The following is a 25,130-nucleotide window of genomic DNA, read 5'->3' on the forward strand; positions in this document are numbered from 1 at the left end:
GCACATACCGCGTAATGGACCGCATGGCGCCCCCTGGAGCGCTGCGGTATCTTACGAGGCCCTTCGCCCCATCCCGACACCCCATTCATGCGCAGGCTGCCTCCCCTGAACGCCGTCAAAGCATTCGAAGCCGCCGCCCGGCTGGGCAGCTTCACGCGCGCCGGCGCCGAGCTGCAGGTCACCCACGGGGCGGTCAGCCGGCAGGTGGCGCTGCTCGAAGGCTGGCTGGGCGCGCCGCTGTTCCAGCGCAACCGCTCGCAGCTCACGCTGACCCCGGCCGGGCACCGCTTCGCGCAGGCGCTGGGCGGCGCGCTCGATCGCATCGAAGCGGCCGCCGCCGAGGCCGGCGGCGCGGCCGACGAATCCGTGCTCAGCGTCAACGCCCCGCCCACCTTCGCGCTGCGCTGGCTGATCCCGCGCCTGGCCACGTTCCGCCGCCGCCACCGCGGCGTCGACGTGCGGCTGACCACCTCGCTGGCGCCGATCGACATGGCCGACTCGCCCTACGACATCGTGATCCGCGGTTCGGAAGCGCCGCCGCCGAACTGCGCCGCGCAGCGCTTCCTGCCGCAGACGGTGGTGGCCGTGTGTCATCCCGACCTGCGCGAGGCGGGCCCGCTGGAACGGCCGGCCGACCTGTCGCACCACGTGCTGCTGAGCTACGCCACCGCCATCATCGACTGGGACGACTGGATCGCCGCGGTGGGCGAAAAGCCGGTGCAGCCGGCCGGCACGCTGGCCTTCGAGCAGCTGTATTTTTCGATCCAGGCGGCGCAGGAAGGGCTGGGGGTGGCGCTGGCGCCCTACTTCCTGGTGGTCGACGACATCGCCGCCGGCCGCCTGTGCATCCCGTTCAAGCGGCTGGGCGTCACGCGCCGCCACTACTACGCCAACCGCGCCGCCGGCACCCCGCACGGCGAAACCGGCGACGCCTTCTGCGACTGGCTGCGCACCGAAGGGGCGGAAACCATGCGGCTCTATCAGCAGTTGCTGGAAGAGTAAGGGCCGCCGGCCGCGAAATTCCGACTCCCGGGTAGATCGCCAGACTGCGCGGTAGGGCCGCGCGCGAGGCCGGCTCCTATCATCTGCGGCACATTACTCCTTCCGCAGAGATCCCATGTCTTCCGAGAGTCCCGACCTCAAGCTTTTCATCGACGGCGAATGGCTTGGCGTGCAAGGCCGCGCCACGCACAGCGTGATCGATCCCGCCACCGGCCGCTCGCTGGGCGAACTGCCGCTGGCCAGCGCGCAGGACCTGGACCGCGCGCTCGAATCGGCGGCCGCCGCCTGGCCCGGCTGGCGCGCCACGCCGGCGGTCGAGCGCGGCCGCCTGATGCGCCGCGCCGCCGGACTGATCCGCGAACGGCGCGAACGCATCGCGCGCCTGCTCACGCAGGAAGAAGGCAAGCCGCTGGCCGAGGCGCTGGTCGAGGTCGACGGCGCCGCCGGCCATATCGAATGGATGGCCGAGGAAGGCCGGCGCGCGTACGGCCGGGTGGTGCCGGGCGCCTCTTCACAGCTGCGCCAGACCATCCTGAAGCAGCCGATCGGCGTGGCCGCCGGCTTCGCGCCGTGGAACTTCCCGGCCACCACGCCGGCGCGCAAGCTGAGCGCGTCGCTGGCGGCCGGCTGCTGCTGCATCCTGAAGGCGCCGGAAGAAGCCCCCGCCACCGCGGTCGAGATCGTGCGCGCGTTCGCCGAGGCGGGCGTGCCGCGCGGCGTGGTGCAGCTGGTATTCGGCGACCCGCCGGCGGTATCGCGCCACCTGATCGGTTCGCCGGTGGTGCGCAAGGTGTCGTTCACCGGCTCCACCGCCGTCGGCCGCCAGCTGGCCACGCTGGCCGCGCAGGAAGTCAAGCCGATCACGATGGAACTGGGCGGGCACGCGCCGGTGCTGGTGTTCGACGATGTCGACCCCGGCCAGGTGGTGGCGCTGTGCGCGGCCGCCAAGTACCGCAACGCCGGCCAGGTCTGCGTCTCGCCCACCCGCTTCTTCGTGCACGAACGCATCTACGACGATTTCGCCGCGCGCTTCGCCGCCGCCGCCAACGCGGTCCAGCTGGGCCACGGACTGGAAAACGGCACCGCGATGGGCCCGCTGGCCAACACCCGCCGGCTGGCGGCCGTGGCCGATACCGTGGCCGACCTGCAGCGCAGCGGCGCCCGGCTGCTGGCCGGCGGCGAACGGCTCGAAGGCATCGGCAACTTCTTCCGCCCCACCGTGTTCCGCGACGTGCCGCCCGAGGCGCGCGCGATGCGCGAAGAACCCTTCGGGCCGATCGCGCTGCTGATCCCGTTCCGCGACGAAGACGAGGTGATAGCCCGCGCCAACGCGCTGCCCTACGGCCTGGCCGCCTACGCCTTCACGCGCGACGCCGGCCGCCACATCCGCCTGTCGGAAGCGCTGGAAACCGGCATGCTCGGCATCAACACCTTCACCATCAACGGCCCGGAGACCACCTGGGGCGGCGTCAAGGAAAGCGGCTACGGCAGCGAGGGCGCCAGCGAAGGGCTGGAGGCCTACCAGGTCACCAAGCTGGTGGTGCAATCGTCGGCCTTCTGACGCATCGGCCTGCGCGGCAGGGCCCGCCGGCCGGGCCCTGCGTCATCTTCCCCAACGCAACGTTTCTTCGGACCCCGCCATGATCTACGAACTCCGGACCTACACCGCCCGCCCCGGCAAGCACGAGGCGCTGGTGCGCCGCTTCGGGCAGCACACCATGCCGATCTTCGCCCGCCTGGGCATCGAGGTCGTCCACTGCTGGACCCGCCCCGACGCGCCGGACGATTTCTGCTACCTGACCCGCTTCGAGTCCGAGGCGCAGAAACAGCAGGCGCTGCAGGCCTTCGCCGCCGACGAGGAATGGAAGCGCGTCAAGGCCGCCAGCGAAACCGACGGCCCGCTGCTGGCCTCGCAGACCGTGCTGGCGCTCAATCCCGTGGACTTCTCGCCGGCCGACCGCGCCTAGGCCGCATCGCATCGACTCATCTGGACACCCTCGTGCTGACGCTTCCCCACCTGCTGCAAAGCACCTTCCGCACCCACGGCAAGCGCGTGGCGATCCACGACGCGGCCGGCCGCCTCACCTGGACGCAATACGCCGAGCGCATCGTCCGCACGGCCGGCATGCTGCGCGCGCTCGGGCTGGCCCCGGGCGACCGCTTCGCCACCCTGTGCCGCAACTCCGTGGCCCACGCCGAACTGCTGCTGGGCGGCTACTGGGCCGGCGCGGTGCCGGTGCCGCTGAACTTCCGGCTGGCCGGCGCCGAGCTGGCCATGATGCTCGACGACGCCGGCTGCAAGCTGCTGCTGGTGGACGAATCGCTGAGCTACTTCGTCGACCAGGCGCAACTGGCGCCGTGGCGCGACCGCGCCGTCTGCATCGGCCCGGCGGGCTGCGGCGGCGGCCTGCCGTCCACCGCCGAGCTGTTCGAAGCGGCGCGGCCGGTCGATCCGCACGAAGCGCAGGAGCATGACGACGCGCTGCTGCTGTACACCGGCGGCACCACCGGCCGCGGCAAGGGCGTGCGGCTGACCCATGCCAACATCGTGGCCAACGCGCTGCAGCTGTCGCGCGTGATGGCGCCCACCGAACACGACATCTACCTGCACGTGTCGCCGATGTTCCATTCGACCGACCTGAAGGCAACCGTGGTCAGCATGTTCGGCGGCGGCCACGTCTACCTGAAGGAATTTTCGCCGCAGGGCGTGCTGGAGACCATCGAGCGCTACGGCGTCACCATCGCCAGCCTGGTGCCCGCGATGATCGTACGCATCCTGAAGGAAGCCGAGATCGAACGCTACGACCTGAGCCGGCTGCGTCTGATCAGCTACGGCACCTCGCCGATCGACGAACAATGGCTGCGCATGGCGATGGAACGTTTCGCCGGCGTCGGCTTTCACCAGTGCTACGGACTGACGGAGACGTCGCCCTACGTGGCGATCCTCGACGAAACCGCGCACCACCTCGCGCTGCAGGGCCGGCCCGAACTGCTGCGCGCCGCCGGCCGCGTGCTGCCCGCCACCCGCGTGCGCCTGGTCGACGACCAGGGCCAGGACGTGCCGCCCGGCCAGCCGGGCGAGCTGCTGGTGTCGGGCCCGCAGGTGTCGCGCGGCTACCTGGGCCTGCCGGAGGAAAACGCCGCCGCCTTCCGCGGCGAATGGTTCCACACCGGCGACGTCGGCCGCCTGGACGACGACGGCTATCTGTACATCCTCGACCGCAAGAAAGAGATGGTCATCACCGGCGGCGAGAACGTCTACACGCGCGAAGTCGAAAGCGTGCTGCAGCGCTATCCCGGCGTGGCCGAGGCCGCCGTGCTGGGCGTGCCCGACGTGAAATACGGCGAGGCGCTGCTGGCCGTGCTGTCGATGGCCGGCGCGGCGCCGCCCGAGCCGGCCGACGTCATCGCCTACTGCCGCGACCACCTTGGCGGCTACAAGATCCCGCGCCGCTTCATGTTCGTCGACGCCCTGCCGCGCTCGCCGATGGGCAAGGTCAAGAAGACCGAACTGCGCGAGGCCTGGCTGGCGCGCGAAACCCTGACCCAGGACGGCCCGTCATGCGCGCGCAACTGAGCCCGGGCCTGGCGCATACCGCGCGGATGGAGATCGACGCCGGCCGCACCATTTCCTTCATGGGCGATGCCTTCCGCATCTACGCCACGCCGTCGATGGCGCGCGACGTCGAATCCACCTGCCGCGAACTGCTGCAGCAGTATCTGGACGAGGGCGAGAACTCGGTCGGCGCGCGCATCGAGCTCGACCACCTGGGCCCCACCCTGCTCGGCATGTGGGTCGACGTCGAAGTCCGCGTGACCGAGGTCGACGGCCGCCGCGTGGCGTTCGAGGCCGAGGTGCGCGACGCGCTCGACACCGTGGGCCGGGCCCGCCATGTGCGCTTCGTGGTGTCGCTGGACAAGCAGCGCGAACGGCTGGCGGCCAAGGCGCAGCGGGTGGCCGCGGCGGCCGGCGGCGAGGGCGGCGGCCCCTGACCGTGGCGTCCCCTGCCGCCCACGCTTCAAGAATTCCATTCCCGAGAGACGACCGCATGTCCGCACCCTCCACCCCCACGCCCCGCTCCGGCGGCCGCATCCTGGTCGACGCGCTCAAGGTCCACGGCGTCGACCACGCCTTCTGCGTGCCCGGCGAAAGCTTCCTGCCGGCGCTGGACGCCCTGTACGAGGCGCGCGATGCCATTCGCACCGTCATCTGCCGCCAGGAAGGCGCCGCCGCCCACATGGCCGAGGCCTACGGCAAGCTGACCGGCCGGCCCGGCGTCTGCCTGGTCACGCGCGGCCCGGGCGCCACCAACGCCAGCATCGGCGTGCACACCGCGTCGCAGGACTCGACCCCGCTGGTGCTGCTGGTGGGCCAGGTCGGCACCGGCCAGCTCGGCCGCGAAGCGTGGCAGGAAATCGACGTGCGCACGATGTTCGGCGCGATGGCCAAGTGGGCCACCCAGGTCGACCATATCGAGCGCATGCCCGAGATCATCGGCCGCGCCTTCCACGTCGCGGTATCGGGCCGGCCCGGCCCGGTGGTGGTGGCGCTGCCCGAAGACGTGCTGTACCGCGAGGCCGAGGTGGCCGACACCGCTCCCTATCGCCGCGTGCAGCCGAACCCGGCGCCGGCCGACCTGGCGCGCCTGCAGGCCCTGCTGGCGCAGGCGCGGCGGCCGCTGGCGATCCTGGGCGGCGGCGGCTGGAACGCCGAGGGCTGCGCCGGCATCCGCGCCTTCGCCGAGGCCTTCCGATTGCCGGTGTGCACCGCCTTTCGCCGCCAGGACCTGTTCGACAACACCCACCCGCTGTACGCCGGCGACCTCGGCGTGGGCGTGAGCCCGGCGCTGGCGCGGCGCGTGCGCGAGGCCGACCTGCTGATCGCGATCGGCGCGCGGCTGGGCGAGACCACCACCTCGGGCTACACGCTGCTGGGCGTGCCGCGGCCGGCCGCCACGCTGGTCCACGTGCACCAGGACCCGGCCGAACTGGGCAAGGTCTACGAGGCCGACCTGGCGATCAACGCCGGCCTGCCCGAGTTCGCGCAAGCCGCGGCGGCGCTGGCGCCGGCCAGCGCGCCGGCATGGCGCGACTGGAGCGACGCCCTGCAGGCCGAATACGCCGACACGCTCGCGCCCGGCCCCATGCCCGGCCCGGTCGACCTCGGCCAGGTATTCACGCAGATGCGCCGCGCGCTGCCGGCCGACGCCATCGTCACCAACGGCGCCGGCAACTACACCGGCTGGCTGCACCGCTTCCACCAGTACCGGGGCTTGCGCACCCAGCTGGCGCCGGCCAGCGGCGTGATGGGCTACGGCATGCCGGCCGCCTGCGCCGCCGCGCTGCTCCACCCCGGCCGCAAGGTGGTGTGCGTGGCGGGCGACGGCTGCTTCCTGATGAACGGCCAGGAACTGGCCACCGTGAAGCAATACCGGCTGCCCATCGTGTTCGTGGTGGTCAACAACGGCATGTACGGCAGCATCCGCATGCACCAGGAACTGCACTATCCGGGCCGGGTGTTCGGCACCGACCTGGAGAACCCCGATTTCGCCGCGCTGGCGGCCGCCTACGGCGTCGACGGCCAGGTGGTGGAACGCACCGAAGATTTCGCGCCGGCCTTCGAGCGCGCGCTGGCCGCCGGCCGCGCCGCGCTGATCGAACTGCGCACCGATCCCGAGGCCATCACCACGCGCGCCACGCTGACGGCGCTGCGCGACAAGGCCATGCGCGGCCGCTGACGCCGCGCGCCCGCTCCCGCGCCGCCCCGGCGGCCGGGCCCTTTACCGAGGAGCATTCGAAATGATCGAGCACATTCCCGCGGACCAGAGACGTCCGCGATTGACCGCGGCCGGCCTGCCGGACGGCGAAGTGGACCGCTTCCTGGCGGACCTGCAGGCCTGGGAGGCGCAATTCGCCGCGCCCGGCGCAGCGCGCGGCCGGCGCCTGGACGCCGACCTGCCCGCCATGCAGGCCATCGGCCGCCAGGGCCGCCAGCTGCTGGCCCGGCTGCCTCTGAAATCGGCCCGCGACGAAGCCGCCAAGGCCGCCGGCCACGCGGTGTTCCACCTGCTGGCGGCCGCCGGCCGGCACTTCTTCCGCGCCCACGCGCACGCCGTCTACCGCGAGCTGACGCGCGAAGGCACCGCCCCGCTGCGGGTGGAAGAACTGGCGCGGCGCGCGGCCGAGCGCCTGCCCGGCGTGATGCCGTCCGACGCCGAACTGCTGGAAGAAAGCCAGCGGATGCAGAAGGACAAGGACGGCCTGGAGCTGAACCAGGGCCTGTTCTTCAGCCAGCTGTTCGCCGATCGCGCCATCGGCGCGCACCTGATCCGCGCCATGCTGCGGCCGCTGCCGCAATCGCTGGCGCTGCTGGACGAGTTCCGCGCCAAGGGCAGCGTGCAGCTGGAGCGGGCGCTGGTCGAGGCAGAGGGCCACGTGGGCCGGCTGACCTTCCAGAACCCGCGCTACCTGAACGCGGAAGACACCACCACCATGATCCCGTTCGAGATCGGCACCGACCTGATCCTGCTGCATCCGGACCTGCGCATCGGCGTGATGCGCGGCGGCGTGGTCGACCATCCGAAGTACGCGGGGCGCCGCGTGTTCTCGGCCGGCATCAACCTGTCGCACATATATCACGGCCAGCAGACCTACATGTCCTTCCTGATCAAGAACATGGGGTTCTTCAACAAGGCCCACCGCGGCCTGGTGCTCGATCCGGCCGACAGCCTGGAAGCGCCGCTGGACGAGCCGGAAGACACGCTGGAGAAGCCCTGGGTGGCGGCGGTGGATACCTTCGCCATCGGCGGCGGCTGCCAGATCCTGCTGCTGATGGACTACGTGATCGCCGAGGCCGGCTCCTACTTCAACCTGCCGGCCCGCAAGGAAGGCATCATCCCCGGCCTGGCCAATCTGCGCATGCCGCGCTTCACCGGCGAAAGCCTGGCGCGCGAGGCCATCATGTTCGACAAGGCCTTCCCGGTGGAATCGCCCGAGGCCCGCACCGTGGTCAACCAGGTAGTGCCGGCCGACGACATGGACGCCGCCATCGAAGCCTGCGTGGCCAAGGCCTCCGGCTCCGGCATGACCAGCATCGGCGGCAACCGCAAGGCCCTGCGCATCGCGCTGGAGCCGATGGACGACCTGCGCCGCTACCTCGCCACCTATGCGTACGAACAGCTGTTCTGCCACCTGAGCGAAGACCTGATCCGCAATCTCGAAAAGAACTGGAACGCGCAGAACAAGAAGCGCTGAGGACCACCCACGCGTCAGCCACCGGCGGGTTGCATCGCCGGCGGCGTCTTGTCACGCGCCGCCGCTGGCGTGGCGAGACGAAGCCGGCGAATGGCGCGCCGCTGGGCTATCGTAGGCGGATGAAGGGCGCCGGGCTCGCGCACCGGCGGCCACGCCCCTTTTCCAGCGCGCCTACCCGTCCAGCAAGGAGCATCACCATGTCGATCGCCAAAGTTCTCTACCGCGCCGGCGCCACCGCCACCGGCGGCCGCGACGGCCGTTCCGTTTCCGACGACGGCAAGCTCGAATTGAGCCTGAGCACGCCGCGCGAACTGGGCGGCGCCGGCGGCGAGGGGACCAACCCCGAACAGCTGTTCGCCAGCGGCTACAGCGCCTGCTTCCTCAGCGCCCTGAAGTTCGTTGCCGGCCGCGAGAAAGTCGCCCTGCCGGCCGACGCCAGCGTGCACGGCAAGGTGGGCATCGGCGCCATCCCCACCGGCTTCGGCATCGAGGTCGATCTCGAAATCAGCCTGCCCGGCGTCGACCGCGCCACGGCCGAATCGCTGGTGGAAAAGGCCCACGTCGTGTGCCCGTACTCGAACGCCACCCGCAACAACATCGACGTGCGCCTGACCGTGGTCTGACGGACCGGCGGCCGGCGCGGCAAGGCGGCGGCGCGCCGGCCGGCCGCTAGCAGTCGCAGCCCTTCACGCGGAAGATGTTGCGCGCGGTACGGCTCAGCATCGCGCCGCGCTCTTCTTCGGTGAAGTCGCCATTGCGGATGATGTCCAGCGGCGCCGGGTCGCCGATCGGGAACGGCATGTCGGAGCCCAGCATCACGCGGTCGGCGCCGGCGGTGCGGGCCAGGAACTCCAGCGCCTCCGGGTCGAACACCACGCTGTCGAAATACAGCGTGCCGTAGCCCTTGCGCGGATCGGCGTACTTGCCGCCGCCGATCGCGAAATTGCGCGCCAGCCGGCCCAGCGCGTACGGCAGCGCGGCGCCGCCGTGCGACAGCACCAGCTTGAGCCCGGTGTACTTGAGCAGGTGGCCCGAGAACAGCAGCCGCGACACGGCGATCGAGGTATCGGCCAGCCGGCCGATGGCGTTGACCAGGTCGTAGTCGGCCAGCCGCGGCTCGCCGCACAGGAACATGGGGTGCAGCACCACCGCCGCGCCCAGGCGCGAGGCGGCCGCCCAGAACGGGTCGAGGTCGGGGCCGTCGAGCACGCCGCCCAGGCCCTGCGGCAGCGTGCCGATCATCAGCCCGCCGAAGCCGGCGGCCATCGCCTCTTCCAGCACCTCGGCGGCGTCCTCGCCGTTCTGCAGCGGCACGGTGGCCAGCGGCGTGAAGCGCGGCTCGTCCTTCAGCGCGTCGAGCATGCATTCGTTGATGAAGCGGCTCCACGCCTTGCCCTCGGCGCGCGGCAGCTCGTAGCCGAAGCTGTCGAGCCAGCCGCCGATCAGCTGGTGGTCGATGCCGTTCTTGTCCATCCACGCGCGGCGGTCGTCCAGGTCGGACAGCTTGGGCGAGATCGGCCGCGTGGGCTCGCCGTCGAGGAAGGCGATGCGCACGTTGTTGCCGTCGCGCAGCAGGTGCACGCCGGGGAATTCGGCGTGGCGGGCGTCGAAGCGCTCGAACAGCACGCGCGGGATGAAATGGGCGTGGATATCGATGATCATGACAAGCTTTTCCAGATGACGTCTTGGGTGATCGGCAGGGACAGCGCGCTCGCGCCATGGGGCGCCAGCGCGTCGTTGATGGCGCTGACGACGGCGGCCGGCGCGCCGAGATAGCCGGCCTCGCCCGATCCCTTCTGGCCGAAGGTGGTCAGCGGCGACGGCGTGCAGTGGTCGACCAGGTCGACGCTGGGCACTTCCATCGCGCTCGGGATCAGGTAATCCATGAAGGTGCCGCTGAGCAGCTGGCCGTCCTCCGAGTACGCGAACTTCTCGTACAGCGCGGCGCCGATGCCGTGCGCGATGCCGCCGTAGGCCATGCCGTGCACTACGTGCGGGTTGATCATCACGCCGCAGTCGTGGCCGCACACGTAGCGGGTGATGTGCGGCTTGCAGGTCTGCGGGTCGATCTCGACCAGCACCACGTGGGCCTCGAACGAATAGCAGGGATACATCTGGACCCGGCCGTCGGGCGTGGGCAGCGTGCCGCCGGTGGGCACCTCCCACACGAACTTGGCCTGCAGGCCGGGTTCCATGCCGGGCGGCATCTTGTGGAACTTGCGGTGGGCAATGGCCACCAGTTCCGACCACGGCAGGTTCTGCGACGGGTCGTCGGCCACCTCGATGTCGCCTTCGCGGTAGCGCAGCGCCTCGACCGGCACGCGCAGGTTGTGGGCGGCGATCTCCATCAGCCGCCGCTTCAGGATGCGGGCCGCGCCGGCCGCGGCGCCGCCCAGCATGATGGCCATGCGGCTGCCCACCGGGCTGTTGGACGGCAGCGCCGACAGCGAATCGGCGCGCACCACGCGGATGCCGTCGGGATCGCGCTCCAGCACTTCGCCGATCACGGTCGACACCAGCGTCTCGTGGCCCTGGCCGCTGCTGGATGTGTTCATCACGCCGGTGACCGAGCCCGACAGGTCGATGCGGACCAGGCAGGAGTCCATCCAGGTGGTGGTTTCGTTCTTGTTGTTGAACAGCGGCTCGAAGGCCGAGTTGCCGCCGCTGGGCTCCAGGCAGGTGGACACGCCGATGCCGGCCACGCCGCCGGCGCGGCGGATCTCGTCGCGGCGGACGACCAGCGCCTCGAAATCGACCGCGCGCAGCGTCTTGTCCAGCACGGTGTGGTAGTCGCCCGAGTCGTAGGTGCTGCCGCTCGGGATCATGTACGGAAACTCTTCCTTGCGGATGAAATTGCGGCGCCGCAATTCCAGCCGGTCGATGCCCAGGATCGCGGCGATGCGGTCCATGGTGGCCTCGATGGCGAGATTGGTGGGCGCCTGGCCGAAGCCGCGCACCGCTTCCTGCGGCGTCTTGTTGGTCATGACCGAGATCGGCTCGTACTCGACGCTGCCGATCTTGTACGGGCCGACGATGGCGCCCACCGGCTTGCCCAGCTGCAGCGGCGAGCGGCCGGCATAGGCGCCCACGTCGTCCAGCGCGCGGATGCGCAGCGACTTGACGATGCCGTCGCGGTCGAAGGCGGCCTGCACGTCGAACGCCCGGTCCGGACCGTGCATGTCGCCGCCGCGCATGTTCTCCAGCCGGTCTTCGATCAGCCGCACCGGGTAGCCCAGCTTGCGCGCCAGGTAGGCCACCAGCACCGAGTGCTTGATGCCGCGCTTGACGCCGTAGCTGCCGCCGACGTCCACGTCGAAGTGCACCCGCACCGCGTTGCCCGGCAGGCCCAGCGCCTGCGCCACCTGGTCGGGGAACTTCGGCATCTGGATCGAGGCCCACAGGTCGAGAATGCCGGTGCCGGCATTCCACTGCGCGATGGCGCCGAAGGTCTCGATCGGCACGGTGGCGTTGCGGCCCCAGCGCACGCTCAGCTCGGTCTGCAGGTCGGCGCGGCCGAAATCGCCGTCGACGTCGCCCCATACGAACTTGCGCCGGAACAGCACGTTGCTGCCGTGGTCGGGGTGGATCAGCGGCGCGGTGCCGGCGGCCGATTCCTCGGGATCGATCACGAAAGGCAGCGGCTCGTAGTCCACCTCCACCAGTTCGGCCGCGTCCTCGGCCTCGTGGCGGCTGTCGGCCACCACCGCCGCCACCCACTCGCCGGCGTAGCGCGCCACGCCGTTGGCCAGCGCGTAGCGCTTGACCAGCGGCGCGTCGACGCCGATGAAGAACGGCGTGGTGGCGGCGCACAGTTCCTCGCCGGTCAGCACGTAGCGGCAGCCGGGCGAGGCCAGCGCGGCCTCGGTGCGGATCGCGGTGATGCGGGCGTGCGGATAGGGGCTGGCCACCAGCGCCACGTGCCTGGTGCCGCGGATCTGGATGTCGGCCACGTAGCGGCCGTTGCCGGTCACGAAGCGGCGGTCTTCCTTGGGCCGGCGGTGCTTGCCGATGTACTTGAACTGCGGGCTGCCGTCCACGGCGTGCCCGGCGTGGGCGGCGGGTTGTTTCAACAGGGTCGGTTCGCTCATCGCATCCTCATCATTGCTGCCGGACCGCGCCGGAGCGTTCGCGGGCCGCGGCCAGCACGCGGGCCGTCAGTACCTTGGCCAGGTGCCGCCGGTAGGCCGCGCTGGCGTGCAGGTCGTCGCCCGGCTCGATCCGCCGCGACAGCTGGTCGGCCACGGCCTCGAACTCGGCCGGCCCCGGGCGCGAACCGACCAGTTCGCGGGCGATGTCAGGAAAGGCCAGCGGCGTGCCGTCGACGCCGGCCACGCCGAACGCGGCGCGGGTACAGCGGCCGTCGGCGTCGATCTGCAGCTGCGCGGCGGCGGCCACGATGGCGAAGTCGCCATGCCGCATGCTGGTTTCCTCGAACGCGGCGCCCACGCCGCCGCCGGCCCATACCGGCCAGCGGATCTCGACCGCGCATTCGTCGGGCTCGGTGGCGGTCTGCATGATGCCGACGAAGAATTCGCGCGCCGTCAGCGTGCGCGTGCCGCGCGCGCTGCGCAGCACGATCTCGGCCTCCAGAACCTGGGCCGACAGCGGCAGTTCGGCCGACGGGTCGGCGTGCACCAGGCTGCCGCCCACGGTGCCGCGGTTGCGCGTCTGCACGTGGCCGACCCAGTGCAGCGCGTGGCGCAGCAGCGGCACCCGCGCGGCCAGCGCGTCGTCGTCCTTGACGGCCTGCTGGCGGGCGCCGGCGCCCATCGCGATCGCGTCGCCGCGGTCTTCGATTGCCTTCAGCTCCTGCAGCCGGTTGATGTCGACCAGCACCGCCGGCCGCGCCAGCCGCATCGCCATCATCGGCACCAGGCTCTGGCCGCCGGCCAGCAGCTTGGCGTCGAAGCCGTGGCGCTCCAGCAGTTCGCAGGCGTGCTCGACCGACTCGGCGCGCTCGTACTCGAAAGGCGCGGCTTTCATTGCGCGCGCACCGCGTCGCCGCCGGCGGCGGCGCGGGCCTCGAAGTGCTTCTCGAAGGCGCGGAAGAAATCGGCGGCCAGCTTCTTGGCGACGGTGTCGATCAGCCGCGAGCCGATCTGCGCCAGCTTGCCGCCCACCTGTGCCTGCGCGGTGTAGCTGAGCGAGGTGCCTTCGGGCAGGTCGGCCAGCGATACGCTGGCGCCGCCCTTGCCGAAGCCGGCCACGCCGCCGTTGCCTTCGAACAGCAGCGAATAGGCGGTGGGCGGCTGCACGTCGGTCAGCGTGAGCGTGCCGAGGAAGCGCGCGCGGATCGGGCCGATGGCCGCGACCATCGTCACCTTGTAGCGGTCGTCGCCATCGGCCTCGATGCGCTCGCAGCCGGGAATGCAGGTCTTGAGCACCTCGGGCGAGTTGAGCGCCTCCCAAACCTCGGCGCGCGGCGCCGCGATGACCTGGGTTCCTCCGATATCCATATAGGGGGTATCCTGTAGTTGGGCCCACCCCTGCGCGGCCTGCGGCCGCACCCCCTCGAGGGGGCGGCGCTGGCGGACCGGCGAAGCCGGATCCGCGGCGCCCTGGAGAGGACCCGAGTGGTTCAAAGTATGGGGGTTGCGGCCACGCTCACCGGGGCTTGCAGCCGCTGGGCGGCCAGTTTGACGGCGTCGACGATCTGCCGGTAGCCGGTGCAACGGCACAGGTTGCCGCCGATGGCGTCGCGGATCTGTTCCTCGGTTGGGTCGGGCACGCTGTCGAGCAGCGCCTGCGCCGCCACCAGCATGCCGGGCGTGCAGTAGCCGCATTGCAGCCCGTGCGTTTCGCAGAAGGCCTCCTGCAGCACCGACAGCGCCTGGCCGCCGGGAGGCGCCAGCCCTTCGACGGTGGTGATCCGCATGCCATCGGCCTGCACCGCGAACATGCAGCAGGAGCGCACCGCGCGCCCGTCCAGCATGACGGAACAGGCGCCGCACACGCCGTGCTCGCAACCCACGTGGGTGCCGGTCAGGCCCCATTCGTCGCGCAACAGGTCGACCAGCGACAGCCGCGCCGGAACGCTGGCCTGCCGCTCGACCCCATTGACCTCGATGTTGACGACGTAGCGCCGCTCGTCCATCTGTACTCCCCTGTCAGTCCGCCCGACCGCGGGCGGAAATACTGTGGGGAGGAATGATAGGCAGGGGGTAGGGCGCGCGCCCTACCCCCCAGTCTTGAGACCTACCAGGAAGTCGGAATTTGTCGGCCGCCGTCGGGCTGGACCAGCGACACGGTGCGCCGGTACTCGCTGGGCGGAATGCCCAGGTTGCGGCGGAAGAAGCGGGTGAAGTGGTGCGGCTCGGAAAAGCCCAGGTCGTTGGCCACCACGTTGACGGTGGCCGCGCTGCCGCCCAGCGTGCGGAAGGCCGACTCCATCCGCAGCGTGTTCAGGTACAGGATGGGCGAGACGTTGGTGCACTGCCGGAACAGCGAGAAGAAATGCTGGCGCGACAGGTGGTGCATGCGGGCCAGGTCTTCGCAGTTGAGGACCTCGCCCAGGTGCTCGCCCAGGTAGCGGATGGCGCGCGTGATGCGCGCGTCGGTGCGCTGGCGCATCTGCAGCCGGTAGGTGTCGACCCAGCTGCGCCGCATGGCGTACAGATGGGTCAGCGACAGCATCAGGTCGGACAGCGCCACTTCGATGTCGCGCGAGGGTTCTTCGCCCGGGGCGCAGGACAGCATCTCGGCGATCAGGCGGTCGGCCAGCTTGCGCACCGACGGCGGCATCGCCGCGCTGGGCGAAGGGAAGAAATCCGGCATGCCGCTGCCCGACAGCTGCGAGTCGTATTCGGCCAGCCACAGCGGCTCCACGCACAGCACCAGCACCATCGAGCGTTCGCCCGCCGGCGGCTGGAACTTCAGATGCGGCTCCCAGGCGTTGACCAGCACCATCGAATCGGCCGACAGCGCCACCTTGCGGTCGCGCACCTGGTAGGCGGCGTCGGCGCCGCCGGCCTTGATCAACACGTGGCACTGCGGGTGCGCGTGAGTCATCAGGTCGTGGTCCGAGTCGAGCAGGGCGGCCCGACCGAAGGGGCCCTGGTACAGCCTGACTGCGTCGGTCATGCATTCGTCTCCACCGCAGGGCATCATCGGCCCCTGCTTGTTGGCCGCGTGGGCGGCTCGGCGCTGTGGCCGTTCGGTTCCGTATCGGACTATTCAGCATATCGGCAAAGGCCTCGCCGAACCAGGGCGGGAAGCCGCCGGAAGCGGGAACTCGTCAAGTTTTCTCACGCCGGACCGCCATCCGGGTGAATTTTCGTACCGCTCGCCGCCCGCGGGCCCGACCAGACTCCGGGGTATGGCGCCGCACCGGGCGCGCCGCCTACCATTCCTGCCCGCCGTCCGCGTACGGGCGGCGGCCTTTCCGGAGTCCCCATGCCCGATCCGTCTTCCCGTTCCACCGCCGATTTCCTGCTCGAAGGCCTGAACGAACTGGGTATCGACGTCCTGTTCTGCAACTTCGGCACCGACCACGCCCCCATCATCGAAGAACTGGCCCGCCGCCGCGCGCACGGCGAGCGCGCCCCTGCCATCGTGCGCTGTCCGCACGAAAGCACCGCCGCCCACATGGCCGCCGGCTACGCGCTGGCAACCGGCCGCGGCCAGGGCGTGCTGGTGCACGTCGACGCCGGCACCGCCAACGCCTCGATGGCCATGCACAACCTGTTCCGCAGCCGCATCCCGGTGCTGCTGATGGCCGGCAAGGCGCCGTACACCTCGTGCGGCGAACTGAAGGGTTCGCGCGACAACTACGTGCACTTCATCCAGGAACCGTTCGACCAGGGCAGCCTGGTGCGCCCCTACGTGAAGTGGGAATGGACGCTGCCTTCCGGCGTGGTGGTCAAGGAGGCGCTGCGCCGTGCCCACAGCGTGATGCACAGCGAGCCGCGCGGCCCCGCCTACCTGATGCTGCCGCGCGAAACGCTGACCGAAACCTGGGCGCCCGAGGCCGTGCCGTCCTATCCGCAGGACCGCTACGGCCCGAACGAGCCGGGCGGCGTCGATCCCGCCCTGGCCGAGCGGCTGGCCGAACGCCTGCTGGCGGCCGAACGGCCCATCCTGCTCACCGCCTACGGCGGCCGCAACGCGCGCACCTCGGCGCAGATCGAACGGCTGGCCGCGCTGGCCGGCATCCGCGTGTTCGAACCCAACGCGGTCAACAACATCGCGCACGACGGTCCCAACTTCTGCGGCTTCCAGCCCGGGCCCGCGCTGGCCCGGGCCGACCTCGGCCTGCTGGTGGACGTGGACGTGCCCTGGTTCCCGCGCGACGCCGCGCCCGCGCCCGACAGCTTCTGGGCGCAGATCGACGTCGACGTCCTGAAGGGCGAATCGCCGCTGTGGAATTTCCCTTCGCACCAGCGGCTGCAAGGCGACAGCGCACGCGTGCTGGAACAACTGGCCGACGCCGTCGAGCAGCGCCGCACCCCCTCCTTCGACGCCGCGGTCCGCGCCCGCAACGACGCCATCGCCGCCGAACGCGAAGCCGCCCGCCAGCGCGCGCGGCAGCAGGCGGAGCGGCGCGGCGAGCACGGCCAGGTCAACCCGCACTACCTGTTCGCCGAACTCGGCCGCCGCCTGGCTCCCGACGACATCGTCTTCAACGAGGCGGTGCGCAACTCCCCCGCGCTGAACGCCCAGCTGCCACGGCCGCGCCCCGGCACGCTGGTGCGCGTGGGCGGCGGCGGCCTCGGGGCCTCGGGCGCGATGGCGCTCGGCGCCCGGCTGGCCGACCCGGGCCGGCTGGCGGTGCAGGTGGTGGGCGACGGCAGCTTCTACCTGAACAACCCGTGCTCGGTGTTCGCCGTGTCGCAGCAATACGGCCTGCCGATCCTGAGCATCGTGATCGACAACGGCGGCTGGTCGGCCGTGAAGGAATCCACGCTGCGCGTCTACCCCGACGGCGCCGCCAAGGCCAGCGACGACTTCGAGGCCGCCCTGCCGGGCGCCGATTTCGCCCCGGTGGCGCACGCCTTCGGCGGGCACGGCGAACGCGTCGACGACCCCGGCGCCGTGCCGGCCGCGCTCGACCGCTGCCTGGAGGCGGTGCGCGGCGGCCGCTCGGCGCTGCTGCACGTGCGCATCAGCAGCATGTAGCGGCCGCGACCGCCAATGAACGAACAATAGGAGACGACATGAATCCGAGCCTGACCCGCATCACTTTCCGGCTCCTGGCCTGCATCCTGCCGCTGGCCGCCGCCGCACCCGCCTGGGCGCAGTCCTACCCGACCAAGGCGATCCAGATCGTCGTGCCGTACGCTCCGGGCGGCTCCAGCGATTTCGCCGCGCGCCAGCTGTCGCACCGGCTGGAGACGCGGCTGGGGCAACCGGTGGTGGTGGTGAACCGCCCGGGCGCCAGCGGCACCATCGGCGTGACCCAGGTGGCGCGCGCCGAACCGGACGGCTATACGCTGCTGCTGGGCCTGAACACCGAGATGGTGATCGTGCCGCAGCTGACGCGCAATACGCCGTACGACCTGGACAAGTTCGAGCCGATTTCGATCGTGGGCTCGACGCCGCTGGTGCTGGTGGGCAAGAAGGAGTTCCGCGCGAACGATATGCGCGGCCTGATCGAGGAGATCCGCGCGCAGCCGGGCAAGATCAATTTCGGCGGCGCGGTGGGCAGCCCGGCCCACATCAGCGGATCCTGGCTGCGGCGCGCCGCGAAGCTCGACATTGCGCACGTTCCCTACAAGGGCGGCGCGCAGGCCGCCAATGACGTGGCCGGCGGCAGCCTGGACCTCTACTTCTCCGGCATCCTGCCCGCCAAGCCGCTGATCGAGGCGGGCCGCATCAAGGCCTACGTGGTCACCGGCGAAAAGCGATCCTCCACGCTGCCCAACGTCCCCACCATGGCCGAGGCCGGCATCCCCGATTTCGTCCTGGGCAACTGGACCGCGATGTTCGCCCCCAAAGGCACTCCCGCCCCCGTCGTCGCGCTACTCAAGAAAAACGTCCGCGAAATCCTGGCCGAACCCGACTTCAGGGCCGCGATGCAAAAAGAAGGCATCGACATTCCGGCTACCGACGATCCGGCCGGCTTCCTAAAGGCCGAGCACGACAAATTCGGAAGGTTGCTCAAGGAGCTGGACATCTCCGGCAGCTAGGCGGGCAGCCCTATTCCGTCTTGGCGCCAGAACTCTCCACGACGTCGCCCCAGACCTTCATCTCCGAGAGAAGGAAGTCGCGGATCCTGGGCTGCGGCAGCGCCATGCGGACGAAGCCCAGGTCGTTCCATTGCTTCTGCACGTCGGGCATCTCCAGGACCCGCCCAATGGCGTCTTCCAGCTTGGCGACGATGTCCGGCGGGGTGCCTGCCGGCACCTGCATAATGTTCCAGCTCTGCATGTTGAACGGCACGCCCTGCTCCTGGATGGTGGGCACGTCGGGCAATTGCGACAGCCGCTGGTCGGGCGTGACACCCAGCGCCCGGATCTTGCCGGAGAGCAGCTGCGGCCGGACGACGTTGAGCACATCCGACAGCACGGCGACCCGCTCGGCCATCAGATCGGTCAGGGCGGCGGTAGCGCTGGCATAGGGCACGTGCATCAGCTTCACGCCCGCGGCGCTGGCGAACTTGGACATGATCAGGTGCTGGGTGGTGCCGGTGCCGCCGGAACCGAACAGAATCTGGCCCGGCTTTTCCCGGGCGGCCGCCACCAGCGACTGGATGTCTTTGTACGGCGAGTCCGCCGGGACCACGAAGACCTGGGGCGTCCATGCCAGCGTCGCGATCGGGATGAAGCTCTTGATGGGATCGTACTTGACCAGCGCGGGCTGCAGCGCAGGGCTGATGGCCAGCGGGCCGGTGGAGCCGAACACCAGCGTGTAGCCGTCAGGCTGTGCGCGCGCCCCGTACTCGGTGCCGATGATCGCGCCGGCGCCGACACGATTCTCGACATAGACCTGCTGCCCCAGCAGGCCGGACAGCTTGCCTGCGATGATGCGCGAGATGACGTCGGATGAATTGCCGGCGCCGAACGGCACCACGATCTTGATGGGTCTATTCGGATATTCCTGCGCATGGGCGGCGCCACAGGCCAACGCGACACAAAGGCAGGACAACAAGACTCTGATTCGATGCGACATGTGCTTCCCCTTGAAAAAGAAGTCGTTGCCTTCGCTGGCGGGACGCCGGCGGAACGCGTCGGCATCAGCAATGCAACGCCGCTCGGCCGCGGCCTTCGCCGCACAGAGGAATCAGCCGGATATGGCTGAAAGAACCGGATATCCGTGCCCCCGGGCCGTGCCGGGGTGTCGCTGGCGCCGCTCGGAAGCGAACGGGCCTACAGGAACGTCAACAGTCCGGACAGATCGGACGCGCGATCCAGCCGGGCGACCTCGGGAGGCAGGCCGCTCGCCTTGTCCCGGCTCCAGCCCGCCATTTCGGTCAGGATGTCAAACTTGCGCAGCAAGTCTTCCCGCGCCATCGGATTCTCCGGTTCGCCGGTGGGATAGTCCGCCTCGCGGGTGAAGCTGCGGCCGTCGCTCAGTTCCAGCGTCAGCGCCGTGGACCACTTGTCCGGGAAATTCTTGTCCAACTCCGCATCAGGAATGACTTCGATGCGCGCCATCATGGCGCGGATCTCGGGCCGGTCGCGGTATTGCAGCGGGTGGCGCTCGTCCAGCAGGCTCCACAGGCCTTCGCGCCCCATCTGCAGCGCCACCGCGATGTTGAAATGCAAGGAGAAACGCGTGCCCTGCAGGCCCTTGCTGCCGTCCCAGGGCACCGGATCGTTGACCAGGCCGGCGCCGGTGGAGAGAAGACGGCAAACCACCCGCTTCACGTCCTCCGGCCTGAACCCGACTTCCTTCTGCAACGCCGTGACGATATCCAGGCTGGGATGTATGTAGCGGCAACCGGAATAGGCCTTCTGCGAAACGTCCATTACGCGCCAATGCGCGCCCAGGCCGGCGGTCAGGCGTTCCGGATGCACGTTGACGCCATACAGCGCCATGAACCCGCGCCGGTTCTCCACCACGTCGGTAGGCCCGGTGAAGCCTTCGGCGGCCAGCAGGGCGGCGATCACGCCGCACTTGGCGGCATGCCCGCAATTGAAGTCCTTGGTCATGGCGCGCTCGCCCAGGTGCGCGAAATTGCCCGAGGCTTGCGCGCCGGCGTTGCCCAGCGCCCACCCCATGGCCTGCGCATCCAGGCCCAGCAGCCTGCCGGCCGCCACGGCGGCGCCGAACGGCATGAAGGTGCCGCTGGGGTGCCAGCCGCGTCGGTAGTGATCGGGCATGACCGATTCGCCGATGCGCAGCGACACCTCATAACCGGCGATGGCAGCCGCCAGGATCTCGGCGCCCGAGGCGTTCTGCCGCTCGCCCACGGCGAGCGCGCTGGCCCACAGGCTGTCGCCCGCATGCGCCATGGTTTTGCGATCGGTGTCGTCCAGTTCCATCATGTGGCCCATGGTGCCATTGACCAGGGCGGCCCATGGCGCGGCCACCGAAACGCCGGCGCCCAAGATGCGGCTTTCCGCCGGCCCGCCCATCTTGGAGGCGAACCGGATCAGGCGCTGCGCCGGATCTTCCTTGGCCACCGCGGCCACGGTGCTGAGATAGTCCAGCAGCAGTTCCTTGGCGCGCTCGACCACCGGCCCCGGAATGTCCTCGAAGCGCAGCCCGGCGGCGAATGACGCCAGTGCCCGGGTAGGCGCGCCTTGGGCCAGCGGGCCGGCGTAGATCTGGACAGGCAGGGGGGCAACAGCTTGGAGCATCGTAAGCCTCGCGTGAATTTGGAACCAGGTTTCGGCGGCGCCCGGGTCGAGGGATTGGAATCGAGTCTACGCGGCGCAAAATTGAGGGTCCATCAAGTTTTTTTTCGCGCCGAACCAGCTTTTTTCTGATCTGCACCGGCCTGCAGCGCACTGCCCCGCCATGGTGCCCGCGTCGGGTTCAGACGCCCTCCATCGGGTCATCGAGGCCGGCCAATTGGCCGACCGTGATCGGCTTGACGGGCGACCTGACCCGGTAATGGCCGATCTCGGCAACCGCCTTGCCGCGGGCTTCGGCCAACAGCCCGGCCACGGTCAGGCCGCACAGCCGGCCCTGGCACGGTCCCATCCCGCAGCGGACGAAGGCCTTCAGCTGGTTGGGCCCGGCGCATCCTTCGGCTGCCAGCTTGCGGATCTGGCCAGCCGACACCTCTTCGCACCGGCACACGATGGTATCGGGATCGGATGGCGCCAGCACTTCCCTGGCCGGCTGGTAGAGCGTGTCCAGGAAGGGCCGCACGCAAAGATGCTTCTTCAACTGCGCGCGGGCCACGGCGGCGAGCGTCTCCATCCTCGCATCGTCGATCGCGCCCAACTGCTTCGCGATGGACAGCCCCGCCAGGGTACCGCCATGCTGCGCGGCGACTGCGCCCGCTATGCCTGCGCCGTCGCCGGCGACGAAGACGCCGGGAACCGACGTTTCGCCGGAGGGCTGGAGCACGGGCCGGAAACACAGCTGCACCGGATCCCAGGCGGTTTCGCAACCGATGGAGAAGGCGAGATTCACGTGCGGCACGACCCCTTCATGCACCAGCAGCGTATCGACCGGCATGCTCCTGGCCCGGCCGCCGGCCCGGTATTCGATGCGCTCCACGCGCCGTTTCCCCACGGCGCGCAGGCTCGACGCACCGCGCTCGATGGGAATGCCGGCGCGCTTCAAGGCATGGATCATCTGCAGGCCTTTCCTCAGGTAGCCCGCCGCGGCCAGGGCACCCGGAAGATGGCGCGCCGCCCGCGCGTAGTTGGCCGGCGGCGTCGTCTCCAGAATGGCGTCGACCGCCACGCCGCGCCTCAGCAATTGCCATGCGTACAGAAACAGCAGTACGCCGGAGCCTGCCAGCACGGTGCGGCCGCCCGGCGCCAGATCCGCGCTCTTGAACAGAATCTGCGCCCCGCCGCAGCTGTGCACGCCCGGCAGGGTCCAGCCGGGGATGGGGACCGGGCGTTCGATCGCGCCGGTGGCGATGAGAACCGAACGGGCTTGCATCCGGTGGCTGCGCTCGCCATCGGACCAATAGACCGTCCTGTCTTCATCGATCCGCCATACCGAGGCGCGGGAACGGTAGCGCGCCCCGCTGTCGCGGAAGGCCCTGACGAGGTCCAGCCCCTTGGCGTAGTCCTCGCCGCACGCGGCGTAGGTCTGCGGCCGGGAGGCGGCGACCGCTTCGATCCCGCGGTAGATCTGGCCGCCGGGCGCGAACTGCTCGTCGGCCACGATGGCCGACAGCCCGCACTCGGCCGCGGCGATCGCCGCCGCCATGCCCGCCGGGCCCGCGCCGACGATGGCAAGATCACATTGTTCGTTCATGGCGAGACCGTCCTGGCGCCCATCGCGCGGCATATCCGCATCCCCTCGCGCACCTGCACCAGGCAGGCCTGCTGGTTGGGCACGCCGTCGATCTCCACCAGGCAGTCGAAACACGCGCCCATCAGACAATAGGGCATCCGCGGCGCCCCCGACACGGGCGTCGTGCGCGTGGCCTCGTCGCCGGCGGCGAGCAGGGCTGCAGCCACCGAAATGTCCGCCGCAACGGCGAGCGCCGAGCCATCGATGGTCATGTTGACCAAGGGGCGGGCGGGGCTGTCAGGCAACGGTCTGAACATCGAACCTCCTCGTGCTGAAAGAATCGAGGCCCACCAGGGCGCCCCGCGCGATCGCCGGCGCGACGTGGTAGGCGTGGGTCGCGGTCAGCGTCACGCCGCTGTGGCAGGTCACGACGAACGCGCCTGGGCATCGTTCCGATTGGTCGTAGATCGGCAAGCCGTCGGGCGACATCACGCGCAGCGCGCCCCAGGTGCGCACGATGCGCAGCGATGCCAGGAAGGGAAAGGACAGCACGGCCCGGCGGGCAATGTCCTGCAGCACGGCGGCCGACGTTCGTTCGTCGAATCCGACCTCTTCCTTGGAATCGCCGATCAGGAAGCCGCCTTCGGACATCTGGCGGATGATCCACGTGGGCAGCGACAGGAACTGCCGCGCGCGCTCCGTGATGATGATCTGCCCGCGCTGCGGCCGCACCGGAACGTTCATCCCGACCTGGGTCGCCAGGGCCTTGTTGGCGACGCCGGCGGCCAGCACCACCTTGGGCGCGCGATATTCGTCGCCGCCGGCGGAAACGGCAAAGGCATTCGGCGCCGCCGACTTGAAGACGGCCTTGGCCTGAGGCACATAGCGCACGCCCATGGCCTGCATCGAACCGTTCAAGGCGCGCATGAGCGCGAGCGGATTGGCGTCGCCGTCGTATCTGGTATAGACCCCGGCAATCACGCGCGGCCCGAGTCCCGGCACCAGCGCATCGAGTTCCGGTCGGCGCAGCACCTGGTAGTCGAAGCCCAGGTCGCCCGCTTCCGCGGCCAGCTGCCCGCAGAGCGCGATGCGCCTTTCCAATTCCGGCTCGTCGGTATAGAGCGACACGCCGCCGGGGCGCCTGAAGCCCGTGTCGACGCCGCTGCGCATCGACAGCTCGTCGGCCAGCTCCTGCCATGCATCGGCCGACCGCCGCGACAGGAAGTGATAGTCCGGACAGCCGACGCCTTTGCTTTGCGTCCAGATCAGGCCGAAACTGCCCCGCGACGTACGGAACGCGACGTCACCTTCGTCGAGCACCGTCACGGCGAGGCCGGCGCGCGCAAGACCGAATGCGATCGAACAGCCTACGATCCCTCCACCCAGCACGATTGCATCGCAAGTGCGAACCATGGCTTCGTCGACGCCTCCACTGATCTGAACCACGTTGATCCGGCCCGCGCCGCAATCGGGCGCGATATCGGCAATGGTATGAACAGGGGACGGCCGAAGCCAGCAAGTTTTTTGTCTGTCCGAGGCAACTTTTTCTTTGGCCCGGCACGCGGTCGGGCCGGCAGCGCGGCTCAGTCGAGCTGGCGGGCCAGCCTGGCGTCGAACCGGTCGCAGAACGCGCGCGCCGCCTCGCGGGCAATCGCCGAGATGGCCAGCGGCACGCCGGTCGATTCGGCGCTGGGATACAGCGCGCAGTAAGACGTTTCCGGCAGCGCCTTCAGCGTCGGAAGCACGACCAGGGAGCCGGCTTCGACGTCCTTCTGGACGACCACATTGGGTACCGCGGCGATGCCCAGTCCGGCCGATACCATGTGAATGGTGGTGGAAATCGAATTGGACGCGTGGAACGTCAGTTTGCCCGGATCGACACTGCGGAAATAGGCGTCCATGCTGTTTTGCGTGTCGATGCCCTTCGGATAGCCGATGACGGGATACCGGCACAGATCGGCAGGCGACAGCGGCACGCTGGTATCGATCCCCAGGCGCGGACTGGCCACGAATTGCATGACGAAGCTGTAGATATGCGTGAACTGCAGCTCCCTCGGCACTACATTGGGCTCGTCGCACAGACAGATATCGAGCTGTCCGTTGGTAAGGCTTTCGAACAGGCGCTGTGCCAGGTCCATCACGATCGACAGGGACACGGAGGGAAATTTGTCTCTCAGCATCCGCACCACGTAAGGGAAGATCGTCATGCTGATGGTGGCGACGACCCCGATGCGCACGTTCCCTTTCAGCTCCGCCGGATCGAGCATCCTCTGGCGCATTTCGTAGTAGGCGGGAACGATGGTATTGGCCGCCTTGATGAACTCCTCGCCGTGCTTGGTCAGCAGGAAACCCTTCTCGCTCTTGGAGAACAGGCGCACGCCCAGATCCTGCTCGATCGCGGAGATGCGGCTCGAAATCGCGGCATCGGTGATGCACAGCTTTTCCGCCGTCGCCTTGATGGTGCGGAGCCGGGCCAGCCACAACACGGTTTCGAGGAAGCGAATGTTCATGCAATCATCCTGCGGCTTCGAGCGGTGTACCGCCGAGTTTCACAGGTTTGCCTGCCGTGC

Annotated in this window: 22 protein-coding genes; 10 read left to right on the forward strand and 12 right to left on the reverse strand. The window is 69.7% G+C overall.

Annotation, left to right across the window (positions count from 1 at the left end):
• Window positions 1–87 precede the first annotated feature (87 nt).
• The 8 genes from ABD927_RS08250 (at window position 88) to ABD927_RS08285 (ending at window position 8,879) form a co-directional block, all read left to right on the forward strand.
• Window positions 88–1,002: a LysR substrate-binding domain-containing protein gene (locus ABD927_RS08250; RefSeq protein WP_345248193.1), complete on the forward strand. Its 915-nt coding sequence runs from the start codon at window positions 88–90 to the stop codon at window positions 1,000–1,002.
• Between the two features lie 115 nt (window positions 1,003–1,117).
• Window positions 1,118–2,563 carry an NAD-dependent succinate-semialdehyde dehydrogenase gene (locus ABD927_RS08255; RefSeq protein ID WP_345248195.1) on the forward strand — a complete coding sequence of 482 codons (1,446 nt, stop codon included), beginning with the start codon at window positions 1,118–1,120 and terminating at the stop codon, window positions 2,561–2,563.
• Between the two features lie 79 nt (window positions 2,564–2,642).
• Entirely contained in the window at window positions 2,643–2,969 is a 327-nt protein-coding gene (locus ABD927_RS08260) for an NIPSNAP family protein (protein WP_345248197.1), read from the forward strand.
• A 32-nt stretch (window positions 2,970–3,001) separates the two neighbouring features.
• Window positions 3,002–4,579, forward strand: coding sequence for a class I adenylate-forming enzyme family protein (locus ABD927_RS08265; RefSeq protein ID WP_345248198.1), 1,578 nt, complete (start codon window positions 3,002–3,004; stop codon window positions 4,577–4,579).
• Window positions 4,564–4,995, forward strand: a complete 432-nt coding sequence (locus ABD927_RS08270; protein WP_345248199.1) for a thioesterase family protein — start codon at window positions 4,564–4,566, stop codon at window positions 4,993–4,995. Before ABD927_RS08265 ends, ABD927_RS08270 begins: the two co-directional genes overlap by 16 nt.
• Window positions 4,996–5,051: 56 nt before the next feature.
• Window positions 5,052–6,740 (forward strand): thiamine pyrophosphate-binding protein, encoded by a 1,689-nt coding sequence (locus ABD927_RS08275; protein WP_345248200.1) that lies wholly within the window; start codon window positions 5,052–5,054, stop codon window positions 6,738–6,740.
• 61 nt (window positions 6,741–6,801) lie between these two features.
• The gene (locus tag ABD927_RS08280; RefSeq protein ID WP_345248201.1) at window positions 6,802–8,256 is read left to right on the forward strand and encodes an enoyl-CoA hydratase/isomerase family protein; all 1,455 of its coding nucleotides are present in this window, start codon (window positions 6,802–6,804) and stop codon (window positions 8,254–8,256) included.
• Between the two features lie 197 nt (window positions 8,257–8,453).
• Window positions 8,454–8,879, forward strand: coding sequence for an organic hydroperoxide resistance protein (locus tag ABD927_RS08285; RefSeq protein ID WP_345248203.1), 426 nt, complete (start codon window positions 8,454–8,456; stop codon window positions 8,877–8,879).
• Between the two features lie 46 nt (window positions 8,880–8,925).
• On the opposite strand, the gene ABD927_RS08290 is transcribed toward ABD927_RS08285, so the two are convergent.
• The 6 genes from ABD927_RS08290 to ABD927_RS08315 all read right to left on the reverse strand — a co-directional run bounded on the left by ABD927_RS08290 (window position 8,926) and on the right by ABD927_RS08315 (window position 15,336).
• The gene (locus ABD927_RS08290) at window positions 8,926–9,918 is read right to left on the reverse strand and encodes an amidohydrolase family protein (RefSeq protein ID WP_345248206.1); all 993 of its coding nucleotides are present in this window, start codon (window positions 9,916–9,918) and stop codon (window positions 8,926–8,928) included.
• Entirely contained in the window at window positions 9,915–12,344 is a 2,430-nt protein-coding gene (locus ABD927_RS08295) for a xanthine dehydrogenase family protein molybdopterin-binding subunit (RefSeq protein ID WP_345248208.1), read from the reverse strand. Before ABD927_RS08295 ends, ABD927_RS08290 begins: the two co-directional genes overlap by 4 nt.
• Before the next feature lie 10 nt (window positions 12,345–12,354).
• The gene (locus ABD927_RS08300) at window positions 12,355–13,239 is read right to left on the reverse strand and encodes an FAD binding domain-containing protein (RefSeq protein ID WP_345248210.1); all 885 of its coding nucleotides are present in this window, start codon (window positions 13,237–13,239) and stop codon (window positions 12,355–12,357) included.
• Window positions 13,236–13,712 (reverse strand): SRPBCC family protein, encoded by a 477-nt coding sequence (locus ABD927_RS08305; RefSeq protein ID WP_345248212.1) that lies wholly within the window; start codon window positions 13,710–13,712, stop codon window positions 13,236–13,238. The genes ABD927_RS08300 and ABD927_RS08305 overlap by 4 nt, the downstream gene beginning before the upstream one ends.
• A 122-nt stretch (window positions 13,713–13,834) precedes the next feature.
• Window positions 13,835–14,350, reverse strand: a complete 516-nt coding sequence (locus ABD927_RS08310) for a (2Fe-2S)-binding protein (RefSeq protein WP_345248214.1) — start codon at window positions 14,348–14,350, stop codon at window positions 13,835–13,837.
• A 101-nt stretch (window positions 14,351–14,451) separates the two neighbouring features.
• Entirely contained in the window at window positions 14,452–15,336 is an 885-nt protein-coding gene (locus ABD927_RS08315) for a helix-turn-helix domain-containing protein (RefSeq protein ID WP_345248216.1), read from the reverse strand.
• Between the two features lie 312 nt (window positions 15,337–15,648).
• On the opposite strand from ABD927_RS08315, the gene ABD927_RS08320 reads away from it, so the two are divergent.
• Together ABD927_RS08320 and ABD927_RS08325 are read left to right on the forward strand one after the other, a co-directional pair.
• Window positions 15,649–17,370 carry a thiamine pyrophosphate-requiring protein gene (locus tag ABD927_RS08320; protein ID WP_345248218.1) on the forward strand — a complete coding sequence of 574 codons (1,722 nt, stop codon included), beginning with the start codon at window positions 15,649–15,651 and terminating at the stop codon, window positions 17,368–17,370.
• A gap of 38 nt (window positions 17,371–17,408) precedes the next feature.
• Window positions 17,409–18,380, forward strand: coding sequence for a Bug family tripartite tricarboxylate transporter substrate binding protein (locus tag ABD927_RS08325; protein ID WP_345248220.1), 972 nt, complete (start codon window positions 17,409–17,411; stop codon window positions 18,378–18,380).
• Window positions 18,381–18,390: 10 nt separating this feature from the next.
• On the opposite strand, the gene ABD927_RS08330 is transcribed toward ABD927_RS08325, so the two are convergent.
• The 6 genes from ABD927_RS08330 to ABD927_RS08355 form a co-directional block, all read right to left on the reverse strand.
• Window positions 18,391–19,338: a Bug family tripartite tricarboxylate transporter substrate binding protein gene (locus tag ABD927_RS08330; protein WP_345248222.1), complete on the reverse strand. Its 948-nt coding sequence runs from the start codon at window positions 19,336–19,338 to the stop codon at window positions 18,391–18,393.
• A 221-nt stretch (window positions 19,339–19,559) separates the two neighbouring features.
• On the reverse strand, window positions 19,560–20,996 hold the full coding sequence (locus ABD927_RS08335) for an MmgE/PrpD family protein (protein ID WP_345248224.1): 1,437 nt from the start codon (window positions 20,994–20,996) through the stop codon (window positions 19,560–19,562).
• 178 nt (window positions 20,997–21,174) lie between these two features.
• The gene (locus ABD927_RS08340) at window positions 21,175–22,614 is read right to left on the reverse strand and encodes an FAD/NAD(P)-dependent oxidoreductase (RefSeq protein ID WP_345248226.1); all 1,440 of its coding nucleotides are present in this window, start codon (window positions 22,612–22,614) and stop codon (window positions 21,175–21,177) included.
• A complete protein-coding gene (locus tag ABD927_RS08345) occupies window positions 22,578–22,877 on the reverse strand; it encodes a (2Fe-2S)-binding protein (protein ID WP_345248228.1) in 300 nt (99 codons plus the stop codon). Before ABD927_RS08345 ends, ABD927_RS08340 begins: the two co-directional genes overlap by 37 nt.
• The gene (locus ABD927_RS08350; RefSeq protein WP_345248230.1) at window positions 22,858–24,006 is read right to left on the reverse strand and encodes an NAD(P)/FAD-dependent oxidoreductase; all 1,149 of its coding nucleotides are present in this window, start codon (window positions 24,004–24,006) and stop codon (window positions 22,858–22,860) included. Before ABD927_RS08350 ends, ABD927_RS08345 begins: the two co-directional genes overlap by 20 nt.
• Before the next feature lie 137 nt (window positions 24,007–24,143).
• Window positions 24,144–25,070: a LysR family transcriptional regulator gene (locus tag ABD927_RS08355; protein WP_345248232.1), complete on the reverse strand. Its 927-nt coding sequence runs from the start codon at window positions 25,068–25,070 to the stop codon at window positions 24,144–24,146.
• Window positions 25,071–25,130: the final 60 nt, after the last annotated feature.

The organism is Pigmentiphaga soli (assembly GCF_039541095.1).
Classification (GTDB): domain Bacteria; phylum Pseudomonadota; class Gammaproteobacteria; order Burkholderiales; family Burkholderiaceae_B; genus Pigmentiphaga; species Pigmentiphaga soli.